At 70.0% G+C, this 12,680-nt stretch carries 13 protein-coding genes and 1 tRNA gene; 6 read left to right on the top strand and 8 right to left on the bottom strand.

Annotation, left to right across the window (positions count from 1 at the left end; translation table 11 throughout):
* Positions 1-61 precede the first annotated feature (61 nt).
* On the top strand, positions 62-1,126 hold the full coding sequence (locus O1W71_RS07765) for a sodium:calcium antiporter (protein WP_269267294.1): 1,065 nt from the start codon (positions 62-64) through the stop codon (positions 1,124-1,126).
* Positions 1,127-1,149: 23 nt separating this feature from the next.
* Here O1W71_RS07765 and O1W71_RS07760 read toward each other — a convergent pair whose 3' ends face one another.
* Both O1W71_RS07760 and O1W71_RS07755 read right to left on the bottom strand, forming a co-directional pair.
* Complete coding sequence (locus O1W71_RS07760) at positions 1,150-1,482, bottom strand: hypothetical protein (RefSeq protein ID WP_112616605.1); 333 nt, start codon at positions 1,480-1,482, stop codon at positions 1,150-1,152.
* A gap of 300 nt (positions 1,483-1,782) precedes the next feature.
* A complete protein-coding gene (locus O1W71_RS07755) occupies positions 1,783-3,582 on the bottom strand; it encodes a DUF2207 domain-containing protein (protein ID WP_269267293.1) in 1,800 nt (599 codons plus the stop codon).
* A 35-nt stretch (positions 3,583-3,617) separates the two neighbouring features.
* On the opposite strand from O1W71_RS07755, the gene O1W71_RS07750 reads away from it, so the two are divergent.
* Complete coding sequence (locus O1W71_RS07750; protein ID WP_112616601.1) at positions 3,618-4,049, top strand: MarR family winged helix-turn-helix transcriptional regulator; 432 nt, start codon at positions 3,618-3,620, stop codon at positions 4,047-4,049.
* A gap of 134 nt (positions 4,050-4,183) precedes the next feature.
* Positions 4,184-5,578 carry an HNH endonuclease signature motif containing protein gene (locus O1W71_RS07745; RefSeq protein ID WP_269267292.1) on the top strand — a complete coding sequence of 465 codons (1,395 nt, stop codon included), beginning with the start codon at positions 4,184-4,186 and terminating at the stop codon, positions 5,576-5,578.
* 138 nt (positions 5,579-5,716) lie between these two features.
* On the opposite strand, the gene O1W71_RS07740 is transcribed toward O1W71_RS07745, so the two are convergent.
* Together O1W71_RS07740 and O1W71_RS07735 are read right to left on the bottom strand one after the other, a co-directional pair.
* Complete coding sequence (locus O1W71_RS07740) at positions 5,717-6,142, bottom strand: Hsp20/alpha crystallin family protein (protein WP_064956137.1); 426 nt, start codon at positions 6,140-6,142, stop codon at positions 5,717-5,719.
* Positions 6,143-6,292: 150 nt separating this feature from the next.
* Entirely contained in the window at positions 6,293-7,702 is a 1,410-nt protein-coding gene (locus tag O1W71_RS07735; RefSeq protein ID WP_269267290.1) for an L-serine ammonia-lyase, read from the bottom strand.
* 89 nt (positions 7,703-7,791) lie between these two features.
* Here O1W71_RS07735 and O1W71_RS07730 point away from each other — a divergent pair, with 89 nt between their 5' ends.
* The gene (locus tag O1W71_RS07730; RefSeq protein ID WP_269267289.1) at positions 7,792-8,862 is read left to right on the top strand and encodes an FUSC family protein; all 1,071 of its coding nucleotides are present in this window, start codon (positions 7,792-7,794) and stop codon (positions 8,860-8,862) included.
* 13 nt (positions 8,863-8,875) lie between these two features.
* Here the strand turns inward: O1W71_RS07730 and O1W71_RS07725 are convergent, their stop codons facing one another.
* The 4 genes from O1W71_RS07725 to O1W71_RS07710 form a co-directional block, all read right to left on the bottom strand.
* Positions 8,876-10,129: an FAD-binding protein gene (locus O1W71_RS07725; RefSeq protein WP_269267288.1), complete on the bottom strand. Its 1,254-nt coding sequence runs from the start codon at positions 10,127-10,129 to the stop codon at positions 8,876-8,878.
* Positions 10,130-10,253: 124 nt separating this feature from the next.
* Positions 10,254-10,326 (bottom strand) — tRNA-Arg (locus O1W71_RS07720).
* Positions 10,327-10,402: 76 nt separating this feature from the next.
* Positions 10,403-11,020, bottom strand: a complete 618-nt coding sequence (locus tag O1W71_RS07715) for an asparagine synthase (RefSeq protein WP_269267287.1) — start codon at positions 11,018-11,020, stop codon at positions 10,403-10,405.
* Between the two features lie 44 nt (positions 11,021-11,064).
* Positions 11,065-11,493: a YdeI/OmpD-associated family protein gene (locus O1W71_RS07710; protein ID WP_269267286.1), complete on the bottom strand. Its 429-nt coding sequence runs from the start codon at positions 11,491-11,493 to the stop codon at positions 11,065-11,067.
* A 219-nt stretch (positions 11,494-11,712) separates the two neighbouring features.
* Between O1W71_RS07710 and O1W71_RS07705 the strand changes: the two genes are divergently transcribed.
* Entirely contained in the window at positions 11,713-12,129 is a 417-nt protein-coding gene (locus tag O1W71_RS07705; RefSeq protein ID WP_112616587.1) for a DUF4383 domain-containing protein, read from the top strand.
* The gene (locus tag O1W71_RS07700; protein WP_269267285.1) at positions 12,129-12,674 is read left to right on the top strand and encodes a hypothetical protein; all 546 of its coding nucleotides are present in this window, start codon (positions 12,129-12,131) and stop codon (positions 12,672-12,674) included. Before O1W71_RS07705 ends, O1W71_RS07700 begins: the two co-directional genes overlap by 1 nt.
* Positions 12,675-12,680 lie beyond the last annotated feature (6 nt).

Raw genomic sequence — 12,680 nt, 5'->3', positions numbered from 1 at the left:
CCATTCCGGCCGCGAACGCAAGCGGTAAGCCGTCGCGCCGGTTCGGGTGTGCACTGAGGGGATGTCGAACCTGCCCCTCTGGCTGCTCCTCCTGGTCTTCGCCGCTGCCGCCGCCGCGGTGTGGGTGGCCGGAATCCAGCTCTCGAAGTCGACCGACGTCATCGACGATCGCTGGCACATCGGCAGCGCGTTCGGCGGGCTGATCGTGCTCGCTGTGGCCACGAACCTGCCCGAGATCGCCATCACCGTCAGTGCCGCCATCGCGGGCAACCTCGAAGTCGCCGTGGGCAACATCCTGGGTGGCATCGCGCTGCAGACCGTGGTGCTGGTGATCCTCGACCTGTTCGGCAAGCGCGGTCGCGGGGTCAGGCCGCTGACCTATCGCGCCGCATCCCTCGCCCTCGTGCTCGAAGCCGTGATCGTGGTCGCCGTGCTCGCGGTCGTGATGGCGGGGAGCCAGCTTCCCAGCGACCTCGTCGTCGCACGTGTCACCCCCGATGTCGTGCTCATCGCGGCGCTGTGGCTCGCCGGGCTCTTCCTCGTGCAGCGCGCCGGCAAGCACCTTCCCTGGCACGAGAACGGCACGTCGCCGGGTGCGAGTGAACACACCCCGGGGCACCGGCGCGCCAAGCCGCGGCATCCGCATCACTCGATGAGCACCGGGGCGGTCGTCGCGATCTTCGCGGTCTCCGCGCTCGCGACGCTCGGAGCCGGTGTCGTGCTCGAGCGGGTCGGCGACGCCATCGCCGACGAGATCGGCCTGTCGGGTGTGCTGTTCGGCGCGACCATCCTCGCGCTCGCGACCGCGCTGCCGGAGATCTCCACGGGGCTGCAGGCCATCCGTCAGGGCGACGACAATCTCGCGATGAGCGACATCTTCGGCGGCAATGCGTTCCTGCCCGTGCTGTTCCTCGTGGCCACCCTGATCTCGGGCCAGGCGGTGCTGCCGCAGGCGAATGGAGCCGACATCTACCTCACCGCGCTGGCCGCGCTGCTGACGCTCGTCTACGTCGTCGGACTCATCTTCCGGCCGGCGAAGCGGATCGCCGGGATGGGTGTCGACTCGCTGACCGTGCTCGTTCTCTACGGCGCGGGGATCGCGGGGCTCTTCGCCGTCGCCGCGTGACCGGACCGCGACGGGCGGGCGACTCAGACCTCGTCGGAGCGCGGCGACCGCACCGACCATCCGACCCGCCGCAGCGCATCGGCCAACCGCGCGGCCTCTGTCGCCGCGACATCCCAGGACACGTCCGAGCAGACGTCGACGGCGAGCGGCGGCGGGTCGGCGAACTTCGGGATCTGCACCTCGGCCCACACGTCCCGGCCCAGCCCGACGCGCGGGAAGGCCGTACCCGCGTTCTCGATCGCCCCGTCCGATACGAAGGCGATCGTTTCGAGGGCATCGGGCTTGGCGATCGGCAGGTCGACGACGAGCGTGACCACGAAGGGTCCGCTGGCGGTGTCTCGGCCGTGGGCGTGCACGCGCTCATCCTGACAGACCCGAGGCACTGCGGAGGCCGAAAACCGGATGTCGTCGAGGTGCCGGCTCAGCGTTCCCGATGATTACGAAAAGATAACGGGAAAACCCTTGCTCGTCGTTACCTCGCCGTTATAGAGTGCTCGCACGGTAGCTGTTTTGCTGTGGCAGCCACCGGCATGTGATTGCAGGAAACTCTTGGTGCAAAGGGACGAGGGTCCGACCGAATGCCTCTTCGGTCGGACCCTCAACTGCTTTCCGGCCGCGAGAGCCGACCGCGCGTGACGACCGCGCGTGACGACGCGTCAGGCGCCGCCACCACCTCCTCCGCCGCCTCCCCCGCCGGCAGACCCGCCCCCGCTCGACCCGCCCGAGGTCGACGACGACGACGATGCCGCCGACGACAGCGTGCCGATGCCTGCCGCGAACGACGACGCATCGAACGCCGCCGTTCCCACGTACCACCCCGGCGTCGCGATGCCCGCGTCGCCGTAGAGCGCCGTCAGGTGCGCAGCCCACTCCTTCTCGCGGCCGAACAGCACGGCGTACGGCAGCAGCCGCTCGTAGATCCGGAGCATCTCCCGGGGGTCGTCCGTTGCGACCGGCTCGCGCTCAGCGCCGGTCGGCGATTGCAGCATCCGGATGCGGTCGGCTTCGGCCCACCGGATGAAGAGGTCGAGCCCGCGCAGGTGGTCGCGGATCTCCGCCCCCGTGTCCGACAGCGGCTCACCGGCGACCGCGAAGACGACCACCAGGAACGACGCCGCCGCCAGAACGATGCCGACGATGGGCAGTGCGGGGTGGACGTAAGCGTTCAGCGCGAGCGCACCGAACAGGATGACCAGACTCGCCGCGAGGGCCCATGCGGCGACGGGCCAGCCACGCGCTCCCGCCGGCACGGGCTTGTACATGCCGCGACCGCGGAGACTGTCTTTGGCCATCTTCAGCGCCCGCTGGGTCTCGGTGGACAGCCGGGTGTCGGAGGAGCCGAAGCGGTAGACCTCGCCACGACGGTGATGCGGGAACATGCCGCGCAGGAGTCTGCGCCCGTTCTCGTCGGCGGCCCGAGGATCGACGAGCTCCGCCTGCAGCTTCGCACGTCCCCAGCGGCTCTTCCCATCGTCGACGATGCGGATGGCGCCCACCAGTGCCAGCTCGAGGACCTCGGCGGGAATCGCCTTCGACGTCTTCTGCAACAGCACCGCCGCGTCGATCGCATCGATGCGGCGCGGTAGCGCGTACTCGGCGATGACCGTCGGGCGCCCGGGCTCGTCGCGGAGGTACCGCCGGCGATTGCGCAGCGCCCAGCCGGTGGCGCCGGCGAGCAGCGCCGTCGACCCGGACTGGAGCCATCCGAGCGGCGACGCCAGGAACCCGGTGTCGTACACCTCGAACGTGCCCTCCTCGAACCCGACGGCGAAAGTGAGCGTCTCGTGCGGCGCGAGGTCGGTCGCCGAGGCGGTGACCGCGGTTCCGTCCGGTGAGGCGACGATCTCAGGACACGGCGTGGTGCTGTCCTGCTCGCCGACATAGCAGGCCTGCCGGCCGGCGAGGGCGTCCGCGATAGCGGGGTCGACCCGCAAGGTGGCCGTCACCTGCCGGAACGGCTGATTCCAGTCGGTGCCGTTGACGTCCCAGTAGAACTCGAGCCCGGTGTCCGGGAAGTCCCACACGACATTCTCGAGGTCGTAGGTGAAGACGAAGGTGTTCGGCCCGTGCAGGTACTCGGGCCCGCGCGTCAGGACGCCGAGGGTGCCGTCTTCGCTGTCGGTCTCGACGGGACGGGCATCGCCGTTCTCGTCGGTGACCGAGAGGAGTTCCGGATGCAGCGGCTGCCCGTTGTAGGTCTCGGGCAGAAGGCGGCGCATGCCCCGGTTCTGATCGGACGGGGGGAAATCGGCGACGAAGGTCTCGACGACCCGCATCCTGGCCGTGCCGTCCTCGTCGCGACTGAGGGTGTAGTCCACGGCGAGCGAATCGAAGACGAAGGCGTCGAGATCGGCGGATTCGTCGGCGGATGCCACGGCAGGGACCGCCAGCCCGAAAAGGCCCGTGATCAGCACGAGGACCCCGATCGCGAGTGCCGCCCGGGCGCGACGCATCATGCCGACCAGCTTAGGCGGGCAGTAAAGTTGTCGCCATGAACGATCGTCGTCGCGCCGTTGCCGCGTGGGAGAGTCTCTTCCGCGCGCAGCACGAGATCTTCGACGACATCAGCAATGACTTCGCCGGCGATGAGCTGACCCAGGCCGAGTACGACGTGCTCCTGACGGTCGCGCGAGGCACGGGCCATCGCGCTCGCCTGCGAGACGTCACCGCGAACATGCTCATCAGCCAGCCGAGCGTCTCGCGCCTGGTCGATCGGATGGTCGCGCGCGGCCTCATCACCAAGTGCGGCGACCCGACGGATGGCCGCGGCGCAATGCTCACGGCGACGCCGGAGGGGCTGTCGGCGTTTCGTCGACTCGCCGCCGCCCACGGCCGCTCCATCGCCGAACGCATGTCGGTGCTGTCGACCGAAGAGCTCGAGCAGCTCGAGCAGCTGACGACGAAGCTGCGACGTCTGTCCTGACGACCGCGCGGACCGGAGCCGGTCGCGCGGTGTCGCTCGGGGTCGTTTCCTCCCCAGGCGGAACGGTGCCCCGACTTTCGACAACCGAACATAGGTTCGACTCGGATGTCGTACCCCGCTGTCACAATGGGAACATGACGGCGAGTGACGGGGGTGGCGAGGCGCGACGCGACGACGTCACGCCGTCGCAAGCGCTCGCTTTTGCGAGATACGCGGAGGCCCTTGACCTCTCTCACGCCGCTGACATCGCTCGCACCCGGGCGCTGGCCGACCTGGGTCATGCCGCCCTGCACGACGCGCGCCGCGACGGGGTGCGGGGTATGGCGTCGAACATGGACTTGCGGTCGGTCGCGGCCGAAGCAGCGGGCATGGCGCGGTTGACGGACCGGCGGCTGCAGGGCGAGATCGACCACGCGATGACCGTCATCGACGACTACCCCGCGGTGTTCGAGGCGTGGGTGCAGCGGCGGATCGAACGCGGACACGTGGATGTGGTCGTGCGGGTCGGCGCGGGAGTGCCTGCGGAGGTCCGGGGGTCGTTCGCGGAGGCCGCGATCGCGGTGTGCGAGCGGGATGTGCCGTCGCGGGTGCGGGGTGCGCTGGACGCGTTGGCGGCCCGGTTGCATACGCAGACGTTCACGGAGCGGCACAAGGCCGCGGCGGCGGAGCGGTGCGTGCGGGTGTTCCACGGGTCGGATGGGATGTCGAATCTCGTCGCGAACCTTCCGACGGTCATCGCCGCGGGGATGCTCGACCGACTCACGCAGATGGGGCAGTCGGTGAAGGACGCGCGGGTCGCGACTGGTCCGGAGGGGGGAGCGGATGCCGCGGGGGCGGCGGATGCTGCGGAGGCGGCTGAGCCCGCCGACACGCGGACGATGGATCAGCTGCGCGCCGACATCCTGGGCGACCTGGTGCTCGGCGGGGCGCCGGTCGTCGATCCGACGTATGGGACCGATCGGGCCGGTGGGCTCGGGGCGATCCGGGCGCGCGTTCAGGTCGCGGTCACGGCGGAGACGTTAATGGGGCGTGACGAGAACCCCGCCGAAGCAGTCGGGGCCGGGCTCGTTGATGCCGAGACCGTGCGGCAGCTCGCGGGGCAGGTGTCGGAGTGGGACCGGTTGTTCATCGACCCGGTCACCCGCACCCCGGTCGAGATCGACGCCTACCGGCCCACGGCTTCGATGAAGAAACTCCTGATGGCCCGGGATCAGCACTGCCGGTTCCCCGGATGCCGCAGAGCCGCGATCCGCTGCGAGCTCGACCACACCATCGACCACGCCCTCGGCGGGCACACCCACATCTTCAACCTCGCCCACCTGTGCCAGCGACACCACTCGATGAAGCAGTTCACGAAGTGGGAGGTTCGGCAGGTCGGTGGCGGGGTCCTCGAATGGACCTCACCCCTCGGCCGGGTCTACCGCGAAGACGTCCCCATACCGGCCGTCTGCTTCACCATCGCCACCACGGACCCGCCACCGGATGCGACACGCGGCGGACCGCCGGCGGACGAACCGCCACCCTTCTGAGGGCTGCAGCCACGCAGTCGGGCGCGCGCATCGCGCACCTTCGAATCGGTCGCGGGCGCTGGGGGATATACGCGAAGGGGCGGCCGCCGCCCCCGAAAGAGCTGCGGCCGCCCGTCGTGCGAACGCGGATCTGCGCGATCAGTTCTCGATCGGCACCACCGGCGCGGCTGCGTCGGTCGTGACCTCGACCTTGCGCGGCTTGGCCTTCTCGCTGACCGGGATGGTCACGGTCAGGACGCCGTTGTTGTAGGTCGCGGCGATGCCTTCCGTGTCGACACCCTGGCCGAGGTTCAGCTGACGCAGGAAGCTCGCGGCTTCACGCTCGCGCGTGATCCACTTCACTCCGTCACCGCTCGCGAGCGTTCGCTCGGCGCGGATGGTCAGCAGCTGGCCGTCGACGTCGATGTCGACCGAGCCCGGGTCGATGCCGGGCAGGTCGGCGGTCATCACGTAGTGGTCGCCGTCACGGTAGAGGTCCATCGGCATGCGACGGGGGCCGCGGCGCGTGTCGAAGAGGCTCGAGGCGATGCGGTCGAGGTCGCGGAACGGGTCATAAGTAGCCATCGATCTTTCCCTTCTCTGATGCTTCGTGTTGAGATCTGAAAGTTGAGCCGTCTCGGCTCAACTGCATCCAGATTAGCACTCTCCCCCATCGAGTGCCAAGGGTTCTCGCACAGCGAACAGCGCCCCGAAGACGGGGCGCGAGAGGGCCTCTCAGCACTCGACGACGTTCACGGCGAGACCGCCCTCGCTCGTCTCCTTGTACTTGTGCGACATGTCGATCCCGGTCTGGCGCATCGTCTCGACGACGGCATCCAGCGACACGTAATGCTGCCCGTCACCCCGCAACGCGAGTCGCGCCGCGGTGACCGCCGTCGATGCCGCGATCGCGTTGCGCTCGATGCACGGGATCTGCACGAGGCCACCGACCGGGTCGCACGTGAGCCCGAGGTGGTGCTCCATCGCGATCTCCGCCGCATTCTCGATCTGCGCGCTGTTGCCGCCCATGACCGCCGTCAGGCCTCCCGCCGCCATCGCGCACGCAGATCCGACCTCGGCCTGGCAGCCACCCTCCGCACCGGAGATGGACGCGTTCGCCTTGAACAGCGACCCCAGAGCCGTCGCGGTCAACAGGAACCGCCTGATGCCGCGGCGCCGATCCAGATCCTCCGACGCGAGCCGCGACTCCGCCGCGAACCGCCACCAGCACATAGCCACCGCCGGAAGGATTCCTGCGGCACCGTTGGTGGGCGCGGTGACCACGCGTCCACCCGACGCGTTCTCCTCGTTGACGGCGAGCGCGAAAGCACCGAGCCACTCCCCCGGCAGCTCACGCCCGCCGGCCGCCTCCGCCTGTTCGAGCTGCGCCCGCATCGCCCCCGCCCGGCGCCGCACGCGCAGCATCCCCGGCAAGGTGCCGTCGGCTCGAAGCCCCGCCTCGACGCACCCCGCCATGGCATCCCAGATCGCGTCGAGGCCGGCAGCGACCTCGGCCTCGGGTCGGAGTGCCTCCTCGTTGCGGCGCGCCAGGCCGGCGATGCTCATCTGCTCGCGCTCGCACAGCTCGAGCAGCTCCGCCGCGGTGCTGAACCGATACGGCCAGACGACAGCGCCCGAACCTCCGCGCCGCCCGCCCGCCTCGGCGGCTTCGCCTGCGCGTCGGATGAAGCCACCCCCGACCGAGAGATACGTTTCCGACGCGACGAGATCGCCCGCGGCGTCCCACGCGCTCAGGGTCATCGCGTTGGGATGCTCCGGAAGCCGCGTCCGCGGTTCGAAGGTCACGTCGCTCCGCGAGAACGGCACCGCGTGCCACCCCGCGAGCACCAGGGGCGACCCGTCGACCCATTCGGTCCACGCGCCGCGAACCACGTCGGGATCGACAGTCTCGGGCGCATGACCCTGTAGCCCTGCGACCACGGCGTCGGGCGTGCCGTGCCCGATCCCGGTCGCTCCGAGCGACCCGTACAGCACGCAGCCGACACGTGCGACCTCGGGAAGCCGCCCCGCGGCCTCCAGCCTGACGACGAAAGCACGGGCAGCACGCAACGGGCCGACCGTGTGGGAGCTCGAGGGTCCTACACCGATGGAGAACAGCTCGAACGCCGAGACGTAAGCGCTCACTCGCCCAGGCTACGCCAGCATCTGCCGTACGGGCCCGGCGGCGTCAAGGGGCTGCTGTCGGGCGCACTGTACGCCTATCGTCGCGATCGATGACCGCCCTACCCCATCCCCGCCTTGTCTCGCTGAAAGCCGCGGCGCGGACCGCGGGCGGCGAGGCCTTCGCGCTCTCTCGTCTGCTGCTCGCCGGCAAGGCGGCCCTCGCCGCGGCGATCGCCTGGTATCTCGCGCCGTACGTACCCTTCGCGCACGACGAGTACTCCTACTACGCACCGCTCGGCGTGCTCGTGAGCATGTATCCGACGATCGCCGACTCGGCCAAGGCCGGCCTGCAGGCGGTCGGCGGCCTGGCGATCGGCATCGCGATCGGCCTGGTGGGCCTGTGGTTCGTGTCGGGCCCCAGCCCCCGCATCGTGGGTGTGGCGATCGTCGTCGGCGTCGGCGTCGCCGTCGGCGGCATCCGGGCGCTCGGCACCGGCCGAGACTGGATCGCCATCGCCGCCCTGTTCGTACTGCTGCTCGGGGCGAACGACGCGGGCGGCTTCTCGGTGTCGTACCTGGTCACGATGGCGTTCGGCGTCGTCATCGGCGTCGCCGTCAATCTCGCCATCATTCCGCCCCTCTACCTCCGCCGCGCTTCCACACGCCTGTCGCAGCTGCGCGACGCCGTATCGGACCGGCTCGAGATGCTCGCGACCTCGATCGCCGACGGCGAACCGGCCGACGATGCCGGTCAGCGCTATCTCGAGGAGATCCTCGACGCGGTGTCGACCGACGTCCGCGAGGCCGCACGCAGCCGCAAAGCGCATCCGCTCGCCCGTCGCCGACGGGGCATCGAGACGGAGAACAACCGCCGATTGCGCGCCCTCGAGAACACCGTCCGCCAGACGATCGAGCTGGCCGACGGCATCGACGGGCTGCCCCTCACACCGGATGCCGCGCCCCCGCGTGCCGCACTCGCCGAGGCTGTCCGTGCGACCGCCCGAGCCGTGGCTCGCCCTCTGGGCGACCCCGCCGCCGCGACCACGGTCGAGGATGCCGAGAAGGCGCTCGCCCGCGTCGTCGAGACGGTTCCCGCCCGCAACGACGGGCGCATCTCACCGTGGACGCGGACCGCCGTCGACCTCAGCCGCATCATCGACGCCTCGCGACCCTTCACCTGAGCCGCGGGGCACGTCAGCGCGCGGGGATGCCCAGTACCCGCTCGAGGTAGGGGCCCGAGAACTTCCCCGCCGGGTCGACGCGCGCCACGAGCTCCCGGAAGTCATCGAGGTGCGGCAGCGATCCGCCGATGGGCATCGAGAAGACCTTGCCCCAGTGCGGGCGCGGATCGAAGGGGGCGAGCACCCGCTCCACGTGCGAGATGGCCGTGCGCACCGCATCCGGCTCGTTCTTCCAGGTGAAATGGATGCACACGCTGTCGCGTCCGAACCCGGGAGAGAGCCAGAGGTCATCGGCGGCGACGGTGCGCAGCTCCGTGACGAGGAGGGCGGGTTCTACCCGGTCGGCGATCGAGCGGACGGCGGCGATGGCGTCGACGGCGACAGCCCGGTCGACCCAGTACTCCGTCTGGATCTCGTCGCCGTTGGACGGCGTCGCATCGATGCGGAAATGAGGCAGACGCTCGCACCAGTCGCCCGGGACGCCGCCCTGCTCGGTCGTGTTGTCGACCCCGTCGGCCGCCGGCGAGTCCGCCTTCGCCGTCACCCGGCGTGCGCTCAGCACCCGTTCCGGCATGTCAGGAGCCGAGGTGTCGTCGAGGCGCTCCTTGACCCACACCTCGCCGACGTCGGGCGTGTTCCAGCGTGTGAAGACACTGACGCTGTAACCGGCTGCCGTCACCTCGTCGAATCGCTCGAAGAGGTCATCCCACGTCAGGCCGGCGTAGGTGTCCTGCCTCACCTGATACGTCGGCTCGATCGCGAGCGTCAGCCGGACGACCGGCCCGAGGGCGCCGAGGTGGACCACACTGCCGGCGAAGTCGGCGTCGCCCGCGGAGACCGTGCGGAGCTCGCCGCCCCGGCCGATGAACTCCAGCGCTCGCACGGCGGTGGCGAGGGATCCGTTGCGATCCCCCGAGCCGTGCGTCGACGTCGCCGTCGCACCTCCGACGGAGATGTGGGGCAGTGACCCCATGTTGTGCAGCGCCCAGCCGTGATCGGCGAGGTGTCGCGCGACCACGGCGTAGCGCGTGCCGGCCCCCACTGTCACCGTGCGGGCGGTGTCGTCGACCTCGATGTCGGGCGCGATCGCCGTCAGGTCGAGAAGGGTGCCGGGAGTATCGGCCAGATCGTTGAAGGAATGCCGCGTTCCCAGCGTCCGGATGCGCTCGTGCGAGGCGACCATCCGCTGCGCCTCGGCGATCGTCGTCGGTGTCAGCACAGCTTCGGCGGCGAAGGTGTGCGTTCCGGCCCAGTTCCGTTCGGTCACGAACCCACGCTACGCGATACCCGCCGAGAATGTATAGCGACGCAACAAAGTCGGCGGCAGCAGTCAGGAAAACAAAGAAGCCCCCGCAGAGCGGAGGCTTCTCGTTCACTGTCTCAACACAGTGTGCGCCCGAAGGGACTCGAACCCCTAACCTTCTGATCCGTAGTCAGATGCTCTATCCATTGAGCTACGGGCGCATGTCCCGGAATCTCTCCCGGGCCGTCGTCAAGCATAGCCCGCTCTCGCACAAAGAGCGAATCGAGCGCGGAGTGGCTAATCGATCACCGGCGCGACCGCGGAATCCACGGCCTCGTCGCGCTCGACCGCCTGGCGCTGAGCATTGCGCCGCTGCGAGCGCAGGCGCGGCAGATCGACCATCCGCAGGGCCTGCATGCGGGCCGTGCGCATGCGCTCGTAGTCGGGCTCGAGATCGGGCCGCGCCGCCTCGATCCGCAGCGTGCGATCGATGTTTCCGGCCACCTCGCCCCACGCGGCCTCGCGCGCGTCGGCGATGAGCTTGCGCAGCTCGGCCTCGTCGGCGGCGCGCTCGCGCAGCTCCTTCGCGATCCGCAGCGACTGCTTCCGCCGTCGCCGCAGGTTCGACACATCACGGCTGCGATAGTCGTGCGTTCCGCTCGAATCGCTGTAGCGGCCGCTCGCCGCCTTGCGTTCACGGTGGGTGCGTTCGGCGTCGGCCTCGGCCTCCTCGGCGAGCGAGATCAGCGCGTCACGCGCGTCGTCGAGGAAACGATCGGCCTCGAAGTCGCGCCCATCGGCGAGGATGTCGACGAGGATGGCGTTCTTGAGCGCGAGGCGGGTCGCCGCGGAGGCGATGTACAAACCTTCGGCGACGATCTCCGAGCTCTTGGTACGCGCTTGACGGGTGGCCAACGCTGCCCCTCCTCACCTCACCCCAATCCTACGGGGCGCGCGTGTCAGCCGAGCTTGGCGACGACCGCCGCGATCCGCCTCGCGCGCGTCTCGGGCGCCTTCGCGGACTCGATGTTCACGACGTGCGCCTTGCGCGCGCTCGGCGACAGCGCGGCGAACACCTCACTCGCCCCGGCATCCGTCAGGGCGGTGGCGAGATCGGCCGGCACCTCGACCTCGCGCGGCGCGTCGTCGAGCTCGATGTCGACGACGATCCGGTCGCCTCCCGCAAGCCCGCTCTCGCGCCGTCGCTCCGCTGAGAAGGGGATGAGGGCGAGACCCCGCATCGACCCCACCGTGCTGCGGAAAGCGAATCCGTTGACCGTGACCGAGACCGCCGGGCGACGGCCGCCGCCGAGGGCATCCAGCACCGAGAACGGCACCTCGATGCCGGTGTTGTTGCCGAATTGGGACAGCGTGGTCTCGAATCGCACGCTCCTCCATACCACCGCCCAATAAGGGCGCACAAGGCCTGTGAGCCGTGAGATCGCTGACCGTAGCCTCGCGTCACGGCCTGGGCAGTACTCCCCATCGATATCGACGACTCACACAAGATCGGACGCCCCGGGCTCCGTCAGAGGCAAACCGATCTGCCACTGTCACCGAACAACCGCAGCACCGCGACATCCGTCGCCCAATGGGAGGGAACCCTCATGCGTACATCACCGAACCGCCTCGTGGCGATCATCTTCGGCGCCGTCTACATCCTCGTCGGCCTCCTCGGCTTCACCGTGACCGCGGGCGTCGACTTCATCGCCACCGAGGGTGGCCTGCTGCTCGGCATCTTCGAGGTCAACCCGCTGCACAACATCGCGCACCTTCTGATCGGTGCCGCGCTGCTCATCGGCGGCCTCTCGGGCGTCCGCGCTGCCAAGGGCGTCAACGTCACCGTCGGAGCGGCCTACCTGCTGCTCGGCATCGTCGGCTTCTTCATCCAGGACAGCGCTGCGAACGTGCTCGCCCTGAACACCGCCGACCACTTCCTCCACCTCGCCAGCGCCCTCGTGCTGCTGGGTGTCGGCCTCGGCACCGACCGCGCCGTCGACAACCGTCGCCACGCCGTCGCCTGATGAACACCGCCGCGCTCACCCGCTCCTGGCCCACGCTCGCCGCGTGGGGGGCTGGCCTGCTTCAGCTCGGCGTGGGCGCGGGCATGATCACGCAGGGCACCGGCGTCGCTGACCGCGGCGTCGGTGTCCTCGCGGCCGTCGTCGGGGCGGCCGCTCTCGGGTGGGGCGTCGCCGCCCTGACCCGCGGCCGCCTCGTCGCTCCCCGCGTCGCGATGGCCATCGCCGTCGTCGGCACGGTCGTATCGGGGCTCGCTCTCGCAGCGGACCCGATGCGGATCAGCGTGCACGCCGTCGGCGTGACCGCGCTTCTCCACGTGGCGTACGGCGTAGCCGCGGCGGCCGTCGTGCGTCGGGCGCGCTCGGCGTCCGCCGGCACCTCCCCCGCCGACGCCCGCGTCGCCCCGCGGACGAGCGTCATCGGACTCGTCGCAGGCTGCGTCATCGTCGCCGGGCTCGTCACGCCCGCGCTGGGCGCGACGGAAGCCGGCCGGGCCGCCCCGAGCCACTCCGACCACCCGCTCTTCTCCACCGAGCACAACCACTGATCCAGC

It is taken from the genome of Microbacterium sp. H37-C3, from assembly GCF_027157935.1.
Lineage (GTDB): Bacteria > Actinomycetota > Actinomycetes > Actinomycetales > Microbacteriaceae > Microbacterium > Microbacterium plantarum.
Note: the sequence above shows the minus strand (reverse complement) of the source record. Positions and strands in the feature narration are given on the sequence as shown.

Excerpts from the sequence above, each read along its gene's own strand:
- O1W71_RS07765 (WP_269267294.1), top strand. The coding sequence starts at position 62 with ATGTCGAACCTGCCCCTCTGGCTGCTCCTCCTGGTCTTCGCCGCTGCC.
- O1W71_RS07755 (WP_269267293.1), bottom strand. The coding sequence starts at position 3,582 with ATGATGCGTCGCGCCCGGGCGGCACTCGCGATCGGGGTCCTCGTGCTG.
- O1W71_RS07750 (WP_112616601.1), top strand. The coding sequence starts at position 3,618 with ATGAACGATCGTCGTCGCGCCGTTGCCGCGTGGGAGAGTCTCTTCCGC.
- O1W71_RS07745 (WP_269267292.1), top strand. The coding sequence starts at position 4,184 with ATGACGGCGAGTGACGGGGGTGGCGAGGCGCGACGCGACGACGTCACG.
- O1W71_RS07740 (WP_064956137.1), bottom strand. The coding sequence starts at position 6,142 with ATGGCTACTTATGACCCGTTCCGCGACCTCGACCGCATCGCCTCGAGC.
- O1W71_RS07730 (WP_269267289.1), top strand. The coding sequence starts at position 7,792 with ATGACCGCCCTACCCCATCCCCGCCTTGTCTCGCTGAAAGCCGCGGCG.
- O1W71_RS07705 (WP_112616587.1), top strand. The coding sequence starts at position 11,713 with ATGCGTACATCACCGAACCGCCTCGTGGCGATCATCTTCGGCGCCGTC.
- O1W71_RS07700 (WP_269267285.1), top strand. The coding sequence starts at position 12,129 with ATGAACACCGCCGCGCTCACCCGCTCCTGGCCCACGCTCGCCGCGTGG.